Annotated in this window: 14 protein-coding genes; 7 read left to right on the forward strand and 7 right to left on the reverse strand. The window is 72.1% G+C overall.

From position 1 onward, the window contains the following. Positions 1–210: 210 nt before the first annotated feature. Positions 211–1,563, reverse strand: coding sequence for a UDP-N-acetylmuramoyl-L-alanine--D-glutamate ligase (gene murD, locus C8E87_RS05775; RefSeq protein WP_133872117.1), 1,353 nt, complete (start codon positions 1,561–1,563; stop codon positions 211–213). A gap of 64 nt (positions 1,564–1,627) precedes the next feature. Between murD and C8E87_RS05780 the strand changes: the two genes are divergently transcribed. Together C8E87_RS05780 and C8E87_RS05785 are read left to right on the forward strand one after the other, a co-directional pair. After that, entirely contained in the window at positions 1,628–2,926 is a 1,299-nt protein-coding gene (locus C8E87_RS05780) for a MurL-like N-terminal domain-containing (RefSeq protein WP_498368241.1), read from the forward strand. Positions 2,927–2,934: 8 nt separating this feature from the next. Beyond that, positions 2,935–3,354: a cupin domain-containing protein gene (locus C8E87_RS05785; protein WP_239080244.1), complete on the forward strand. Its 420-nt coding sequence runs from the start codon at positions 2,935–2,937 to the stop codon at positions 3,352–3,354. A 3-nt stretch (positions 3,355–3,357) separates the two neighbouring features. Here the strand turns inward: C8E87_RS05785 and C8E87_RS45345 are convergent, their stop codons facing one another. Both C8E87_RS45345 and C8E87_RS05800 read right to left on the reverse strand, forming a co-directional pair. After that, positions 3,358–5,481, reverse strand: coding sequence for a flavohemoprotein (locus C8E87_RS45345; RefSeq protein ID WP_239080243.1), 2,124 nt, complete (start codon positions 5,479–5,481; stop codon positions 3,358–3,360). Positions 5,482–5,803: 322 nt separating this feature from the next. Beyond that, positions 5,804–7,072 (reverse strand): IS110 family transposase, encoded by a 1,269-nt coding sequence (locus tag C8E87_RS05800; RefSeq protein ID WP_133872118.1) that lies wholly within the window; start codon positions 7,070–7,072, stop codon positions 5,804–5,806. Between the two features lie 179 nt (positions 7,073–7,251). Here C8E87_RS05800 and C8E87_RS05805 point away from each other — a divergent pair, with 179 nt between their 5' ends. From C8E87_RS05805 to C8E87_RS05815, 3 genes are all read left to right on the forward strand, one after another. After that, entirely contained in the window at positions 7,252–7,938 is a 687-nt protein-coding gene (locus C8E87_RS05805; RefSeq protein ID WP_243755142.1) for a hypothetical protein, read from the forward strand. Positions 7,939–8,025: 87 nt separating this feature from the next. Continuing rightward, a complete protein-coding gene (locus C8E87_RS05810) occupies positions 8,026–8,613 on the forward strand; it encodes a dihydrofolate reductase family protein (RefSeq protein ID WP_133872119.1) in 588 nt (195 codons plus the stop codon). 5 nt (positions 8,614–8,618) lie between these two features. After that, on the forward strand, positions 8,619–9,425 hold the full coding sequence (locus tag C8E87_RS05815; protein ID WP_133872120.1) for a TrmH family RNA methyltransferase: 807 nt from the start codon (positions 8,619–8,621) through the stop codon (positions 9,423–9,425). Positions 9,426–9,466: 41 nt separating this feature from the next. On the opposite strand, the gene C8E87_RS05820 is transcribed toward C8E87_RS05815, so the two are convergent. Both C8E87_RS05820 and C8E87_RS05825 read right to left on the reverse strand, forming a co-directional pair. Next, positions 9,467–10,585, reverse strand: a complete 1,119-nt coding sequence (locus C8E87_RS05820; RefSeq protein WP_133872121.1) for an SPFH domain-containing protein — start codon at positions 10,583–10,585, stop codon at positions 9,467–9,469. Between the two features lie 43 nt (positions 10,586–10,628). Then, on the reverse strand, positions 10,629–11,078 hold the full coding sequence (locus tag C8E87_RS05825) for an NfeD family protein (protein WP_133872122.1): 450 nt from the start codon (positions 11,076–11,078) through the stop codon (positions 10,629–10,631). 156 nt (positions 11,079–11,234) lie between these two features. Between C8E87_RS05825 and C8E87_RS05830 the strand changes: the two genes are divergently transcribed. Further along, positions 11,235–12,551, forward strand: a complete 1,317-nt coding sequence (locus C8E87_RS05830) for a serine hydrolase domain-containing protein (RefSeq protein ID WP_239080743.1) — start codon at positions 11,235–11,237, stop codon at positions 12,549–12,551. On the opposite strand, the gene C8E87_RS05835 is transcribed toward C8E87_RS05830, so the two are convergent. Continuing rightward, a complete protein-coding gene (locus C8E87_RS05835) occupies positions 12,523–13,506 on the reverse strand; it encodes a DMT family transporter (RefSeq protein ID WP_133876652.1) in 984 nt (327 codons plus the stop codon). The genes C8E87_RS05830 and C8E87_RS05835 overlap by 29 nt on opposite strands. A gap of 138 nt (positions 13,507–13,644) precedes the next feature. Between C8E87_RS05835 and pdxR the strand changes: the two genes are divergently transcribed. After that, positions 13,645–15,006: a MocR-like pyridoxine biosynthesis transcription factor PdxR gene (gene pdxR, locus C8E87_RS05840; protein ID WP_275409182.1), complete on the forward strand. Its 1,362-nt coding sequence runs from the start codon at positions 13,645–13,647 to the stop codon at positions 15,004–15,006. Here the strand turns inward: pdxR and C8E87_RS05845 are convergent. Then, the gene (locus C8E87_RS05845) at positions 14,987–15,793 is read right to left on the reverse strand and encodes a DUF3097 domain-containing protein (RefSeq protein ID WP_133872124.1); all 807 of its coding nucleotides are present in this window, start codon (positions 15,791–15,793) and stop codon (positions 14,987–14,989) included. The genes pdxR and C8E87_RS05845 overlap by 20 nt on opposite strands. Positions 15,794–15,811: the final 18 nt, after the last annotated feature.

Here is a 15,811-nt window from a genome sequence, read left to right on the forward strand (position 1 = left end):
GAACGCGTGTTACGCCGCTGCCGCTTGACGGTCATCAATCCGGAAATGTTCTTTACGACGTGGCAGCCATCACATGCAGGGGTATGTCCGGGTTTGACATGCGACTTTCGGGCACGCCGAGATGCCCGGTCAGACGGTCTGACCGGGCCGAACGGGTGATCTGATGACGGTTGTGAAACGCGCTTTTTACCGGCGGAACATCTGCGCCGGTCAGGCGGTCGCGCGGATCGCCTCGGCGAACGCCTCGGAACGGTGCTCGAAGTTACGGAACCTGCCGTAGCTCGGGGCAGCCGGCGACAACAGCACCACGCCGCCCGCCGGGGTCAGCTCACGCGAGAGCCGTACGGCATGGGAAAGGTCTTCCGCCTCGACGGCGGTGACGCCGGGCAGACCGGCGAGCGCGGCCAGGATGCGGGGGCCGCTGTCGGGCAGGCCGATCGCGGTGAGCTCACGTTCGGCCAGGAAGTCGCGCAGCACTGTGTAGTCGAGCCCGCGGTCGGTGCCGCCCAGCAGCACGGTCAGTGGCTTTCCCGCGTACGCGTCGATCGCGTGCATCGTGGCGTACGGGCTGGTGGAGAGCGTGTCGTCGACGAACGTGAGCCCGGACGGGTCGGTGATCTCGGTGAGCCGGTGCGGCAGACCCTCGAACGACGCCACCGCCTCGGCCAGCTGCGCCGCCGTGCCCGGCACGTCGATGCCCAGCCCGTCCAGCACGGCCAGCGCGACGCAGAGGTTGCGGCCGTTGTGCGCGCCCTTGAGCTTGAGCGCCGAGCGGGGGAACAGCGGCTCGTCGGAGCAGAACACCAGGTCGTCGGAGACCCGGAACCGCGAGTCGCCGGCGGCGGCCGGGACGGGCGGGAACCCGTTCGCGTCGGTGATGCCCCGGATCTCGTCGCGCAGCCGCTCGTCGGAGCCGTTCACGACGATCATTTCCGGTCCGTGGCGCAGCAGGTTGAGCTTGTCACGGTAGTACTCCCGCTCGCCGCCGTGCGCGTCGAGATGCTCGGGGAACAGCGACGTCACCACCGCGACCCGGGGCGAATCGGTCAGGTCGGCGCACTGGTAGCTGGACAGCTCGAGCACGTACAGCGGGGCGTCGCCGGGCATGTCGAGCAGCGGCACGCCGATGTTGCCGCCGAACACGTTGGGCCGGCCGGCCGCCGCCAGCAGGTGGCTGATCAGGCTGGACGTGGTGCTCTTGCCCTTGCTGCCGGTGACGCCGATCGTGCGCGCGGCGTGGTCGGCCATCCACAGGGCGCTGCCCCCGGTGACCGGGACACCGCGCTCGCGCAGCTCCCGCATCCACGGGTGGGTCTGCGGCACGCCGGGCGACCGCACCACGACATCGGCCGTGACCAGGGCCGGGAACGCGTGATCCCCGCCGGCGAGCGGCGCCAGCCGGGCCAGTTCGCCCTCCCACGACACCGAGAGGTAATTGGCGCTGTCGTCCACGGCGATCAGCCGCGAAGGACCGTACGGGGAAATGGCCGTCACCGCGGCACGCCCCTCGCGGCCCGTGCCCCAGACCGCCACGGACCGGCCCTTCAGGTCTGCCAGGCGCACGATCGCCCCCTCCTCGTCGAGTCGCACTAGTATTGCCCGTCGGCCCTACGACAGGAGTTCCCGGGTGCAGTTCGACGTCATGCGCTTCCCCTCGTACGCTTTCGACCCCGCGACCGGGGTGGCGACGTTCGACTACGTGCTCGACGGCCCGTCCCCGCTGCGCTTCACCGAGACGATCACCCTGCCGGTGTCCGACGGGCCGGCGCCGCCCGCCCTCACCCGCGTGCTCGGCCTGCTGCACGTGGTGGCCGGGGTCAGCTACTTCAAGGTGGGCGCGCCCGCCCGCGTGATCGCGCCGGAGCCGGTCGCGCCCGCCGTCGCCGACTTCTTCACCGCCGTCTACACCAAGGGCATGGCCGAGTACGCCTACCGCAACCAGCTCCCGCATGTGCTCGAGCTGGTCGTCGAGACACCCGGGGTGCTGCCCGCGGCCGCCCCGGTCGACAACAGCCAGGGCCGGCCGCTCTCGGCCGTCGGCGGCGGCAAGGACTCGATCGTCACGCTGGAGATCCTGCGCGCGGCCGGGCTCGACCCGGTGCCGTTCTCGGTCAACCCCAACCCGGTGATCGTGAACGTGAACGCCGCCTCCGGCCTGCCCGCCCTGGCCGCCCGGCGCAAACTCGACCCGCGGCTGTTCGAGCTGAACAAGGCGGGCGCGCTCAACGGCCACATCCCCGTCACCGCGATCAACTCGCTGATCGCGATCGCCACCGCCGTCTGGCACGGCCTCGGCCCCGTGGTGATGTCCAACGAGCGCTCCGCCTCCGACCCCAACCTGATCTGGAACGGTCACGAGGTCAACCACCAGTGGTCCAAGGGCGTCGAGGCCGAAGGGCTTCTGCGGGCCGCCGTGACCGCCCACGCCGGCCTCACCGAGCCGTACTTCTCGCTGCTGCGGTCGCTCTCCGAACTGCACATCGCGCAGCTGTTCGCCCGTCACACCCAGTACGACGACGTGGTCACCAGCTGCAACAAGGCCTTCAAGCTGCACGACCCCACGGCCCGCTGGTGCGGCGACTGCCCCAAGTGCCGCTTCGTCTACCTGGCGATGGCGCCCGCCATGGACAGGGCCCGCCTCAACAAGATCTTCGGCCACGACCTGTTCGCCGACACGGCGCAGTTGCCCGGCTTCCTGGAACTGCTCGGCATCGACGCCCACAAGCCGTTCGAGTGCGTCGGCGAGGTCGAGGAGTCGCTGGTCGCCCTCTCCATGCTGGACGACGACGCCCCCGTGCTGGTCGCGCTGCGCGAGGCCGTCCCCGCTTCGGCCTGGTCGGCCGCCTCCCGCGACGACGTCCTCACCCCGGGCGGGCCGACTTTCGTCCCGGCGGCCTACGCCAAGATCCTGACCGACGCGCTCTGAGGACCGACGTGCTCGACAACACCGCCCCCGCCGCCGCTCTGCTCGGTGGCCCGGTCGCCGACCCGGCTGTCTACGTCGGGAAGGCCGACCTCGACGCCCCTGGCGAGCAGGGCTGGCTGCTCGGGCATTTCCGCCCGTCCGGCGACCCGCGGCACAGCGCCGACGTCGAAATCAAATGGGGGCGCCACCCCAAAGGCGACCGCCGGGCCCAGTGGGTGACCGGCGAGCAACGCACAGCCCTGCTGATCCTGATCAGCGGCCGCTTCCACGTCGAACTCCCCGACCGTACGGTCGTCCTCACCGAACCCGGCGACTACGTCGTCTGGGGCAAAGGTGTCGACCACTCGTGGCTTGCCGAACAGGAGTCCGTGGTCCTCACCGTCCGCTGGCCCTCGGTGGCCGGCTACAAGGTGCCGCAGCCTGAGTAGGGGCTATTCGGGCGGGTCGTGGTGGATGCGGGACGGGGCCACGCCCAGCTGTTGCAGGGCCACGCTTGTCGCGGCCAGCATCAGCGGCGGGCCGGCCAGGTAGACCTCGTGGCCGGACCATTCGCCGTAGGCTGCGACCGCGTCGGTGACCAGGCCGGACGCGTACGGGCCGGGGTCGCCCTCGGAGACGACCGGCACCACGGTGGCCCGGCGGGCGGCACGCGCGATCGCGGCGATCTCGTCGATGTCGTAGAGCTCGCTCAGGTCGCGTACACCCCAGAACAGCACCGCGGATCGGGGGTCACCGGTGTCGGCGAGCTCGGTCAGCAGAGCCTTCAGCGGGGCGACACCGGTATCCCCGGCGATCATCAGGAGGTCGCGCCCCGGGTCGGCAGGCATGGTCATCGCGCCCTCGGCCCGGCCGATGCGTACGGGGTCGCCAACGCGCGTGTGGTGCACCAGCGTGCCGCTGACGCCCGTCGTGGTCTTGGCCCGTACGTGCAGCTCGACCAGGTCGTTGCGGCGGGGCGCGCCGGCCAGCGAGTAGGGCCGCCAGATCGCCGGCAGGCCCGGCACCTGAATCCGCGCGTACTGCCCCGGGCGGAACGGCATCGGCAGCGACGGCCGCAGCCGCACCACGGCCAGGTCGGGCCGGCGCAGCTCGTGCGAGACAACCGTCGCGTCCCACACCGGCTGTTCGTAACCCGCGCGGGCCCAGCCGTGCGCGATCCACTCGTACGCGTGCTGCCACGTCGACCGCCACGCCAGGTCGAAATCCTGCCGCCACTGCCCGGGGGCCATGCCCGCCCGCATCGCCTCGGCCAGCGCCGCCCCCACCAGCTGCAGATGCCCCGGTTCCACCCCGCAGGCGGCCAGCGCCGCGCCGAGCCGCCCCGTGCCCTCGACCAGGATCGGCGGCCGGTCGAGATGGTGCACCAGCCAGGTCAGCGCCCTCGCCAGCTGCGCGGACTGGGTCTCGGCCCCGCCCGGCACCGCCGTACGCAACGACGGGTGCGCCAGCAGCAGCGCCGCCCGGAGCCGTTCGGCCACCTCACCGGGCCCGCCCGCGAACGTCAGGCTGGTGCTGAGCAGCCGCTGCGTCTGGAGCAGCAGAGCGTCGTCGGCCGGGTCCATGCCATCACCGGTAGCGCCCGTCCGCGACACCATCGGCGGCATGACATGCGGCAACTCGAACCCCGGCAGCCGCGGCGCCGGCGTCCGCGTCCCGCTCTCGGTCTGCGGCTCTCCGTGCAAAAATCCACCCTCGTCCCGTACGCGGTGACCACCGCCCGACGCCCACTCGGGCCGGGCGCCGCCCTCCAACTCGTTGCCCTCCAGCCGACGCGGCCAGACCACCGGCGTCACCACCCCCGGAGCCCGCCGCACCGGAAGCCCGGTGAACTGGTTCCGGTTGGGCCGCCCCACCGCCTCCACATCGGCGAAGCGCCCCGCCTCATCGGGCGTCGGCAAAGCCTTACCCGCCGCGGCCCCGCTCTCACCGGCCGGCTCGCCACGATCCGCCGCCGGCAGCTCGGCTGGTCGCAGCGGCGGCTCGGGCTCGGGCTCGGGAACATCCGACGAGGCATCCCACCCGCCGGGGACCACACCGTCGCGTCCCGGTTTCGTCGGGTCGGTCCTCGGCGCAGCCGTGACGTGCCGGACCGGGCTTCTGTCCCAGAAAGACCGCCCCGGGGCCGGCCCGTCCCCCTCGGGTGTCCCGGCCTCGCCGGCTACCTTGTCCGCGCCGGCGGGACTCGATGTGTCGTCACCCGCGCCCGCCTCACCCGGCACGCCCTCACCCGGCACGCCCTCACCCGCACCGGTCCGGCTCGCTCCCTGCCGGGCAGGCGCCGCGGACGCCCATCGCGGACGCAACGGCCCACCGGCCTCCTCACCCGTGTGCGGCGGAGCCGAAGGCAGACCCGGGCGCGGTGCGGCGGGCGGCAACGCCTCGTGAGGCTCGGCCGGGGGCAGCGCGATGTGGCCGGTTTCCTCCTGCTCGCGCAGGGCCTCGGCCGTGTCGGCGATGCCCGCGGCCACGGCGTCGGGGGCCGCCTGGCGCAGGCGGATGGCCCGCAGCAGGGCGAGCAGATGCTGGTCCGCCCCGGAACCCGATCCGGACGACACTGGAACACCCCCGCTTCGCGGATCAGTCGACCACGACAACCGTACTGCCGGACGGGCCGCCCCGTCGCTCTACCGCTGCGCTCGCGCAGGAATCGGTCTCGCGGTTGGCGGCCGGTCACCGGGGACGACCAGTTCCGCGGTCATGCTCGACATCCTGCGCCGCCCTCCGACATTTCCTGCCGCACGAAAAGCCCCTTTTCTGGGAATCCACTGCGAATCCGGGGTGGCTTTGGAAGGCTGCATCCAGGATCCCGACGGTTGCCCCCGGGCCGCTCGGCTTGAGCCCACGCGAGGCGGAGCCATGAGACATCCTCTGTCAACCTCAAGCAGCCTGTTTGAGGGCGTGGGTGCGGTGGGCGGTATGGACGGCTTCGTCGTAGCGCACGTTCAGGCGCAGGCAGTGCCAGAGGATCTCCAGCCAGCGGTTGCCGAGGGCACGCAGGGCAGCGTTGTGACTCTTGCCTTTGGCGATCTTGGCGTCGTAGAAGGCGCGGGCCCAGCCGGATTGCTGCAGGCTGCAGAAGGCCCATTGATGTACGGCGTTGCCGAGGTAGCGGTTGTAGGCCAGGCGGCGGGCGATGACGAACTCGCTGCGTCCGGAGCGTCTCGTGACCGGGGCGGTCCCGGCATAGCATTGCAGGGCGTTGGGTGTGGTGAACTGCTCGACGTGTTCGCCGATTTCACCGGCGACCCTGGCGGCGAGACGATCACCCAGGCCAGGCATGCTCAGGTAGATCTCGCCGCCAGGGAACGCGTTCCCCGGCCGGGGCTCCTTCGGCTGCTTCGCCCGGCCGACACGCGGGCTTCCCAGAAGCAGCTCACCCATCCGCCGCTGCCAGACCCGGCGTTGCTCGCGCAGCAGCAACAGTTGCGCGGCGGCCAGCCGGATGCTGCCGGCCTTCGCCCGGGCCAGCTCCGGGCGCACCGCAAGCCGCGGGCTGTTCAGGGCAGCTATGACCCGTTCGGCGAACCGGTCGGGCCAGCCGTGCCGGTTGGCGCGGGCCAGGGCTTCGACGGCGTCACGGCCGGCGGCGGCCAGCTCGGTGTGGCTGGGCCAGCGCTCGAGCAGGCGCAGGAACACTGCCGCGCCCAGGTCGCCGTCGGCGATGTCGATCGCGGCGGGGAACACCGCGAGCAGGTCGGCGCGCAGCCGGTTACCCAGGCGCCGTTCGTCGCGGGCGGCCCGGTCGTCGTCACGAGCAATGGCCCGCAGCTCCGCGCCGAGCTCGCCGTGCGGGATCAGTTTGCGCAGCTCGACAAAGGGGTCGAGGGCCAGCAGGCAGCAGATCCGTGCGTCTTCGGCGTCGTCTTTCTTCTTGGCCGGGCCGCGGCGGCGGGCGACCAGGTCCGGGTTGACCGGCAGCACGGTGAACCCGGCATCGAGCAGGGCCTCGACCAGCAGCCCGTGCCGGGTTTCCAGCACGACCCGGACCTCGGCCGGGTCGGTTTCCAGGGCCAGGCAGCGGGCGACCAGCCGGGCCACCCCTTCGGGGCCGTGGTCGATGCGGAACTGTTCGATTACCCCCTTGCCCGGCACGCCCAACGCGACGTCATGGTGGTCCTCGGCCCAGTCCAGACCGACTCCCAGCACGGCAACCTCCTTCCAACTCGCAGGTCAGGTGCGGTGGAGGCGCGGCGTCGTGCTGATGGACCAGTCCTCACGGGACAACATCCTCGAAGGCGTCAGACCTCCACCGGTCACCTCCGAGGACGCCGTCTCATGTCAGTCCTCGAGGGACAAGCACCCAAAGCGTTCCTCGGAGGCTCCCGATGACGAAAGAAGGTACTGCCATCAGCATCAGCCACCATCACACGGCCAGCGGCCGGCCGTTGCGGGTGTCCCCGGCGTGGGTCGGCGGGGCCGGGTCCGCGCAGCATGACCACCTTCTCCCCGTACGGGAGGCTGTCTGGGTCTGGAGCGTGCGCAGGTACGCGCGAACGGCCCTGTGGGCACTGCCCGCCGCCGCCCTGCTCCACGGCTGGACCACCCTGGGCATGGACACCCCGCCGGGCCCGCTCGTGGTCACGCTTGCCGCCTACTGGCTCTCCACCATCGCCATGATCGCCCTGGCCGGCCTGCTCGCCGGCACCCGCACCCGCCGGTCCGCCGTCGCCGGCCTGCTCGTCGGCCTGGCCGGTTTCGTTCTCAGCCTCCCCCTGGCGGCCCTTCCCGACGACATGGCCGCCGCCGGTTCCCCGCTCACGGCCGCCCAGTTGCAGACGGCCGAGGTGGTCGCCTCGGCCGCCGTCGGGGTGGGCTGGACGCTGCTGGGCTGGGCCGTCTTCCGTTGCCGCCTGGTCAACCCGGCCGACGGCGTGCTGCTGATGCTGGCCGCGGCCACGATCGGCGCCGGCGCGCACGCCCAGCGCCCGCTGCCCACCGTGGGCGCGTTGCTGCTGCTCGCCGCGGGCACCGGCCTGGCCTGGACCGCGGGCCGCCTGATCCCCCGGCACTGACTCCTCCCCGGGCACGGTTCTGCCCGACCCTGGTGGCATGCTCGACGCAGGCCCGGTTGACCCCGGGAACCGGCGAAGGGAGCAGCCATGGCCAAGGTGGTCGCCGACATCTCGGTGTCGCTCGACGGATTTGTCACCGGCCCCGATCCCGGCCCCGAGCAGGGCCTGGGCCGCGGCGGCGAGGGCCTGCACACCTGGGTTTTCTCCGGCGACGCGACCGACCAGCGCGTCCGCGAGGAGGCCACGGCCGCGACCGGCGCGGTGATCATGGGCCGCCGCCTGTTCGACGTCGTCGACGGCCCCGGCGGCTGGAACGACGAGATGGGTTACGGCGCCGACCTGGCCGCCACGCCCCCCGTGCTGGTCGTCACCCGCACCCCGCCGGCTCAGGTCCGCCTGGCCGACCGGTTCACGTTCGTGGTCGACGGGCTGGCCAGCGCGATCGAGAAGGGTCTGGCCCTGGCCGGCGACCGCGAGGTCGTGGTCATGGGCGGCGGCGCGACGGTCCGCAGCGCGATCGACGCGGGGCTGGTCGACGAGCTGCGCCTGCACCTGTCCCCGGTGCTGCTGGGTGGGGGCGTCAGGCTGTTCGACGGCGCCACCCCCCGCACCCTGCGGCAGATCCACGTACACCCGTCCGGCCACGCCACCCACCTGACCTACCGGGTCGACTGAGCGTCGTGCCCGAGGTTCACCTGATCACCGACCCGGACGACGACCGCCTCGGTGACTACCGCGCCCTGACCGACCTCGAGCTGCGCACCAGGTGGGAGCCGCCCAACGGGCTGTTCATCGCCGAGGGCGAGCTCGTGCTGCGGCGCGCCCTGCGGGCGGGTTACCGTCCCCGGTCCTACCTGATCGACGAGAAACGCACCGAGCAGATCCTGGACCTGCCCGGCGACGCCCCGATCTACGCGGCGACGCCGTCCGTGCTCGAGAAGGCCACCGGTTTCCACGTGCACCGGGGTGTTCTCGCCTCGTTCCACCGCGCTCCCCTGCGTACGGCGGCTGACGTGATCGCCACGGCGCGGCGGGTGGCCGTGCTGGAGGACGTCAACAACCACACGAACATCGGGGCTGTGTTCCGGGGCGCCGCCGCGCTGGGCATCGACGCCGTCCTGCTCTCCCCGACCTGCGCCGACCCGCTCTACCGGCGCAGCGTGCGGGTCAGCATGGGCGAGGTCTTCGCGGTGCCGTACGCGCGTCTGGAGCCCTGGCCCGACGGTCTGCAGGTGCTCCGCGACGCCGGTTTCACCGTGCTCGCCCTGACCCCCGCGCCCGAGGCCGTGCCGCTGCAGAAGGTGACCGGACGCGACCGTACGGCTCTGCTGCTCGGCGCCGAGGGCCCCGGCCTGTCCAAGCACGCCCTGGCGGCCAGCGACATCCCCGTCAGGATCCCGATGCGGCGCGGGGTCGACTCGCTCAACGTGGCCGCCGCGGCCGCCGTCGCGTTCTGGGAGCTGGGGCGCGACGATCCCGAGACATAGAAACGGCCGGCCCCTCGGAAGGGACCGGCCGTCACGAGACGTCAGGCGCGTTCGCGGTCCACGACGCCGTTGTAGTCGGCGCCGCCCAGGGCCGCGGACGGCGGGATCGGCTCGGGCGCGGGCAGCGCGGCGGTCTTGTCCGGGTCGCCGCTGACCTGCTGCTCGGCCTCACGCACCTGGTCGTTGACCTTCTGCGCCTCGGCCGCGGCAGCCTCGGCCGCGGCGACGGCCTCCTCGTTGACCTCGGCCGCGTTGACCCCGGCCCTGGGGAGGTCGCCGGCCATGTTGGCCAGGCCGCCGAGCGCGCCGCCCATGCCCTCGAGGGCCTTGGTCAGCTCGGTCGGCACGATCCAGACCTTGTTCGCCGTGCCGTTGGCGATCTGCGGCAGGGCCTGCAGGTACTGGTAGGCCAGCACCTTCTGCGACGGGTTCGCCGTGTGGATCGCGTCGAACACCGTACGGATCGCCTTGGCCTGGCCCTCGGCCTGCAGGATCCGCGACTGCCGGTCACCGTCGGCGCGCAGCACCGCGGCCTGCTTCTCACCCTCAGCGGTGAGGATCTGGGCCTGCTTGTGCCCCTCGGCGTTGAGAATGGTCGCCCGGCGCTCCCGCTCGGCGCGCATCTGCTTCTCCATGGAGTCGCGAATGCTCGGCGGCGGCTCGATGGCCTTGATCTCGACCCGGGTGACCTTGATACCCCACCGGCCGGTGGTCTCGTCGAGCACCGTGGACAGGTGCCGGTTGATCTCCTCGCGGCTGGTCAGCGCGCGCTCGAGGTCGAGCGAGCCGATGACGTTGCGCAGGGTCGTGACCGTCAGCTGCTCGATGGCCTGCAGGAAGTTGGAGATCTCGTAGGTGGCCCGCACCGGGTCGACAACCTTGAAGTACAGGACCGTGTCGATCGAGACGACCAGGTTGTCGGAGGTGATCACGGGCTGCGGCGGGAACGAGACCACCTGCTCCCGCATGTCGACCTTGCTGCGCACCGAGTCGACGAACGGCACCAGCAGGTTCAGGCCGGGGCTCAGGGTCCGCTTGTACTTACCGAGGCGCTCGACCACGTCCATGCGCTGCTGCGGGACGATACGAACGCTACGGAGCAACGTGACGATGGCAAACACCACGATCACGATGATGAGGACGCCGATCACAGCTTCCATGGCAACCCTCTCTATGAGTCTCTGAGGCAGAACTTCTCGTGCGTCACATGTTCGAGATGTCGTCGCGCCACACGATGGCCGTGGCGCCGTCGACCTTGATGATGCGGACCCGCTCGCCGGGAAGGTACTTTTCCTGGCCGTCGAACGAACGGGCCTGCCAGTGCTCGCCGTCGATCTTGATCATGCCGCGTTCACCGTCGATCTCCTCCAGCACGGTGCCGTGGCCGCCCTCGAGCGCCTCGACGCCGAACGGGGTCTCGCCCGACTCGATCGCGGGCCGGGCGTGTTTGAGGACGATCGGGCGCAGCGCGGCCACCGACAGGCCGGAGACCAGCGCGAAGACGATGACCTGGAGCAGCAGGGGCGCGCCCAGAGCCGCCGCGCCGGCCGCGGCGAAGGCGCCGATGCCGAAGAAGATGATCAAGAGCGTGGCAGTGAAGGCCTCGGCGATCGCCAGCGCGATGCCGAGCACAATCCACAGAACCGCTTCCACGTATCGATCGTGACATGTCCGCGCACGTCCGGCGACGCTGCGTGCGCCCTCGCGCAAAATGTCATCGAACTGCCATGCAACCCGGGGCCGTGACCCGCGTAGCCATATCGGCCGCGGACAGTTATACCCACCAGTCGTACATCGAGAGGGTTGACCGTGTCGCTGCTGCCGTCGTTGTTGCCGGAGACCGGCCGGCGGATCGAGGAGATCGCCGTTCGTGCGCAGGCCGAGGGGCATACGCCGTCCTTGGCCCTGGCGATCGTGCGCGACCGCGCGGTGCTGCACCAGACGTTCGCCGGCGAGCACCCGCGGCCCGACGCGAAGACGCAGTACCGGCTCGGCTCGATCACCAAGACGATCACCGCGACGCTGGTCATGCAGCTGCGCGACGAGGGCTACTTCGCGCTCGACGACCTGCTCTACCGGCACCTGCCCGGCACCCCGATCGGCGGCGTGACGCTGCGGCAGCTGCTCGGGCACGTGTCGGGGCTGCAGCGCGAGCCGGACGGGGCGTGGTGGGAGCGCAGCACCGGCGGCGACGTCGGCAAGTTGCTGGCCGAGCTGGGCTACGACAAGGTCGCCGGCCCGCCGTTCCGCCGCTATCGGTACTCCAACCTCGCGTACGGGCTGCTCGGCGCCGTGCTCGAGAAGGTCACCGGCGACTCGTGGCAGACGCTCGCCGGCAAGCGGGTGCTCGATCCTCTGGGCATGAAGCGGACCACGTACGCGCCGGTCGAGCCGTTCGCCCGTGGTTACGTCGTTCATGCCCTGGACCGCTCGCTGCACGAGGAGCCGCGCCTCGACGCGGGCGCGATGGCCCCCGCCGGCCAGCTCTGGTCGACGATCACCGACATGGCCAAGTGGGCGGCGTTCTGGACCGACCCCGCCCCGGCCGTGCTGGCCCGCGAGACCGTCGACGAGATGTGCACGCCGGTGGTGATCAGCGACCTCGAGTCGTGGACCGGCGGGCACGGGCTCGGGCCGCAGCTGTTCCGGGTCGGCGAGCGGGTCTTCGTCGGCCACGGCGGCTCGATGCCCGGGTACGTCGCCCAGTTCGCGGTGCACCGCCGCAGCCGCCTCGGCGTGATCGTCTTCGCCAACTCGTACGGGCTCACCGGCACCACGATCAAGCAGGTGGCCCTGTCGGCGCTGGCCACGGCGGTCGATGCCGAGCCGGCGCCGGTCCAGCCGTGGTCACCTCCGGTGCAGCCGACGGGCGAGGCGGCGGCGCTCGTCGGGCGGTGGTGGTGGATGGGCCGCGAACACGAGATCACCACCGACGGGGACGCGCTGGTTCTGACGGGGCCGCAGCATCGCAGCCGCTTCACGCGGGAGGGGCCGGACCGCTGGCGGGGCGTGGACGGGCACGACGAGGGCGAGGTGTTGCAGATCGTGCGGGACGAGGAGGGGGCTGTGGAGAGCCTTGACATCGCCACGTTCGTTTTCAGGCGCGATCCGCGACATCTCGCATAAGGCTGTGGACAACGGGTCGGGGCCGCTTGACAGCCGGTAGCGTCGCCGGCACGTCTTTCCCAGGGTGTGGCGGGGGAGGCGGCGGCTGCTCCCCGAAAGATCGATTGTTCGGCGTGCGGAGACCCAGTGCCAGACCGGCCGCGACCACGGCCACGCCGATCCAGACGGGCAGGGCGGGCATCGGGCCCCCCACGGCCACGCCCACGGCGGCTGCCGCGACGGGGGCCACGCCTGTCAGCAGGCCGGCTCGGGCGGAGCCCAGGCGTTGCACGCACGTGTACCAGAGGACGAACGCCACGGCGGTGACGGCGACGGCCAGATAGACCCCGGCCAGCACGTCGTCGAGCCGGAGCCGGGTGACCGCCGCCGGGCCCTCCAGGAACAGGCCGCCCAGTCCGAAGCCGGCCGCGGCCATCCACGTCGAGTGGACGGAGACGCCGAGCGGGCCGTGGCGGCCGAGCACGGGAACGGCCAGCAACGTGAAACCGGCCTCGCAGGCGAACGTGACCAGCGCCCACAGCAGGCCGATGCCGTCGGAGCGGCCCAGGCCCTGCACGAGCGCCGCCCCCAGCGTCACGACGAGCGCGGCGGCGATCACGCGGGCGGCGGGAGTGCGCCCTTCCAGCAGCGGACCGGCCACGGCGAGCAACAGCGGCACGCAGGCGACGGCCACACCGAGCACGGCGGGTTCGGCGTGCTGCGAGCCCTGCACGAGCGCCACGTTGAAGACCAGCATGCCGGTCGCGACGACACCGGCGAGCCACAGCCACTCGGCGCCCCGCGGCCGGACGACGCTGCGGGTGGCGCGGGTCCGGGCGTACAGGGTCAGCAGGCCGCAGGCCACGGCGTAGCGCAGGGACTGGACGGTCAGCGAGGGCGCGCCGGCCAGGAACCCGGAGACGGCGACGCTGCCGCCGACGAAGGCCATGCCGGTCGCCCCGGCCACGATGCTCATCTTCACGGAACCGATGCTGGTCGCGATATGGTCCGGTTTGAAGGACCAATCGGAGCGCCCTGAGGGGGACCAATTCTCGGCTCGGACTTTCTGCAGCTGCGGCCCGAGGACGCCCCGGCCAAGGGGCTGACCACGTGGCTGACCGACGGGCTGCGCGCGGCCGTCGCGTCGGGGCGGTTGCGGACCGGCGCCCGGCTGCCGGCGACACGGCTGCTCGCGGGCGAGCTGGGGGTGTCGCGGGGTGTGGTGGTCGACGCCTACCAGCGGCTCATCGACGAGGGTCTGGCCGCCGCCCGCACCGGCGCCGGCACGACGATCATCGCCCGTCCCCGCGTACGGGATTCCGCCTCGGACCGGCGGCGTTCGCTCGACACCCTGCGGCTGCCCCTCCCACCGGCCGACGGCATCGATTTCGACCTGTCCCCCGGCGTGCCCGACCTGTCGGCGTTTCCCCGTACGGCATGGTTGCGCGCCGAACGGGCGGTGCTCGACGGGATCACCGCGGCCGACCTCGGGTACGGCGATCCGGGCGGCGCCCCGTGGCTGCGGGCCGAGCTGGCGGGCTGGCTGGCGCGGACCCGCGGCGTACGGGCCGAACCGGACGACGTGATCGTGGTCGGCGGGGTGGCTCAGGCCCTCGCGCTGCTGGCCCGGACGTTGCACGCGGCCGGCCGTTCGCGGGTGGCGGTGGAGGACCCGGGGTCACGCGGGGCTCGCGACCAGCTGGCCCATTGGGGCGTACGCCCGGAGCCGGTGCCCGTGGACGCCGAGGGGCTGGTCGTCGGCGAGCTGACGCAGGACGCGGCCGTGCTCACCCCGGCGCATCAGTACCCGACGGGCGTGGTGCTCAGCCCGGCCCGGCGGCGCGCGTTGCTGGCGTGGGCCACGAGCGGGGACAGGCTGATCGTCGAGGACGACTACGACGCCGAGCACCGCTACGACCGCGCTCCGGTGGCGGCGCTTCAGGGTTCCGGGCCGGACGAGGTCGCGTACGCGGGAAGTGTCTCGAAGTCCTTGGCGCCGGGGATGCGGCTCGGATGGCTGATCGCGCCGCGCCGCCTGCAGGCCGAGTTGCTGACCGCCAAGCACGACAGCGACCTCGGCAACCCGGCGCTGCCGCAACTGGTGCTGGCGCGGCTGCTGGCGACGGGTGACTACGAGCGGCATCTGCGCACTGTGCGCGGCCGGCAGCGGCGCCGGCGGGACGCGCTGATCGAGGGCCTGCGCCGCCACCTGCCGGACGCGTCGGTCACCGGGGTCGCCGCTGGACTCCATCTCATGGTTACGGTTTCATCCGATATCTCGGACATCTCGCTGGCCGAGCGGGCGGCAGGCCATGGCGTGCTCGTGCACCCGCTCAGCTGGCATCGGCACCGGCCCGGGCCGCCCGGGCTGATTCTCGGGTACGCCGCCCACCCTCCCGACCGGCTGACCGAGGCCGCCAAGCGACTCGGCGAAGCACTCAGTCGTCCAGGACAGCTCAGTCGTCCAGGACGGTGACGAAGTCGATCAGGCGCTCCATCGAGTTGATCAGCGGCGTCTCGACGTCCTTGTAGCTGCTGACCGACGACAGGATCCGGCGCCACATGTCGGCGGGCTCACGCACGCCCACGGCCGCGCAGATCCCCTCCTTCCAAGGGCGTCCGGGCGGGATCACCGGCCACTTCGACAGCCCGACGCGCTGCGGCTTCACCGCCTGCCAGATGTCCACGTACGGATGACCGGTGACCAGCACGTTCGGGTCGGTCACGGCGGCCACGATGCGGCTCTCCTTGCTGCCGGCCACCAGGTGGTCGACGAGCACGCCCAGCTTGCGCCGCGGCCCCGGCTGGAACGCCCGTACGGCGGAGGCCAGGTCGTCGATGCCGTCCAGCGGCTCCACCACGATGCCCTCGATGCGCAGGTCGTCGCCCCAGATGCGCTCGACCAGGGCGGCGTCGTGGACGCCCTCGACCCAGATGCGGCTGGCCTTGGCGACCTGAGCCCGTACGCCCTCGACGGCGACCGACCCGGAGGCCGTGACCCGCCGCTTGGCCTGCTGCGGCGCCGCGGCCGGCCGGCGCAACGTCACCGGCTTGCCCTCGAGCAGGAACGCGGCCGGCTCCAGCGGGAAGTTGCGCCGTTTGCCGTGCCGGTCCTCCAGCACCACCGCGCCCAGCTCGAACCCGACCACCGCGCCGCAGAACCCCGAGTCGACGTCCTCGACGACCAGATCGCGTTCGGCGTCCACCTCGGGCACCACCTTGCGGCGCCGCCAGTCACCCTTGAGCACGTCCTCGCCATACATGCAAGGCACGGTAACCCG

The organism is Paractinoplanes brasiliensis, assembly GCF_004362215.1.
Taxonomy (GTDB): Bacteria; Actinomycetota; Actinomycetes; order Mycobacteriales; family Micromonosporaceae; genus Actinoplanes; species Actinoplanes brasiliensis.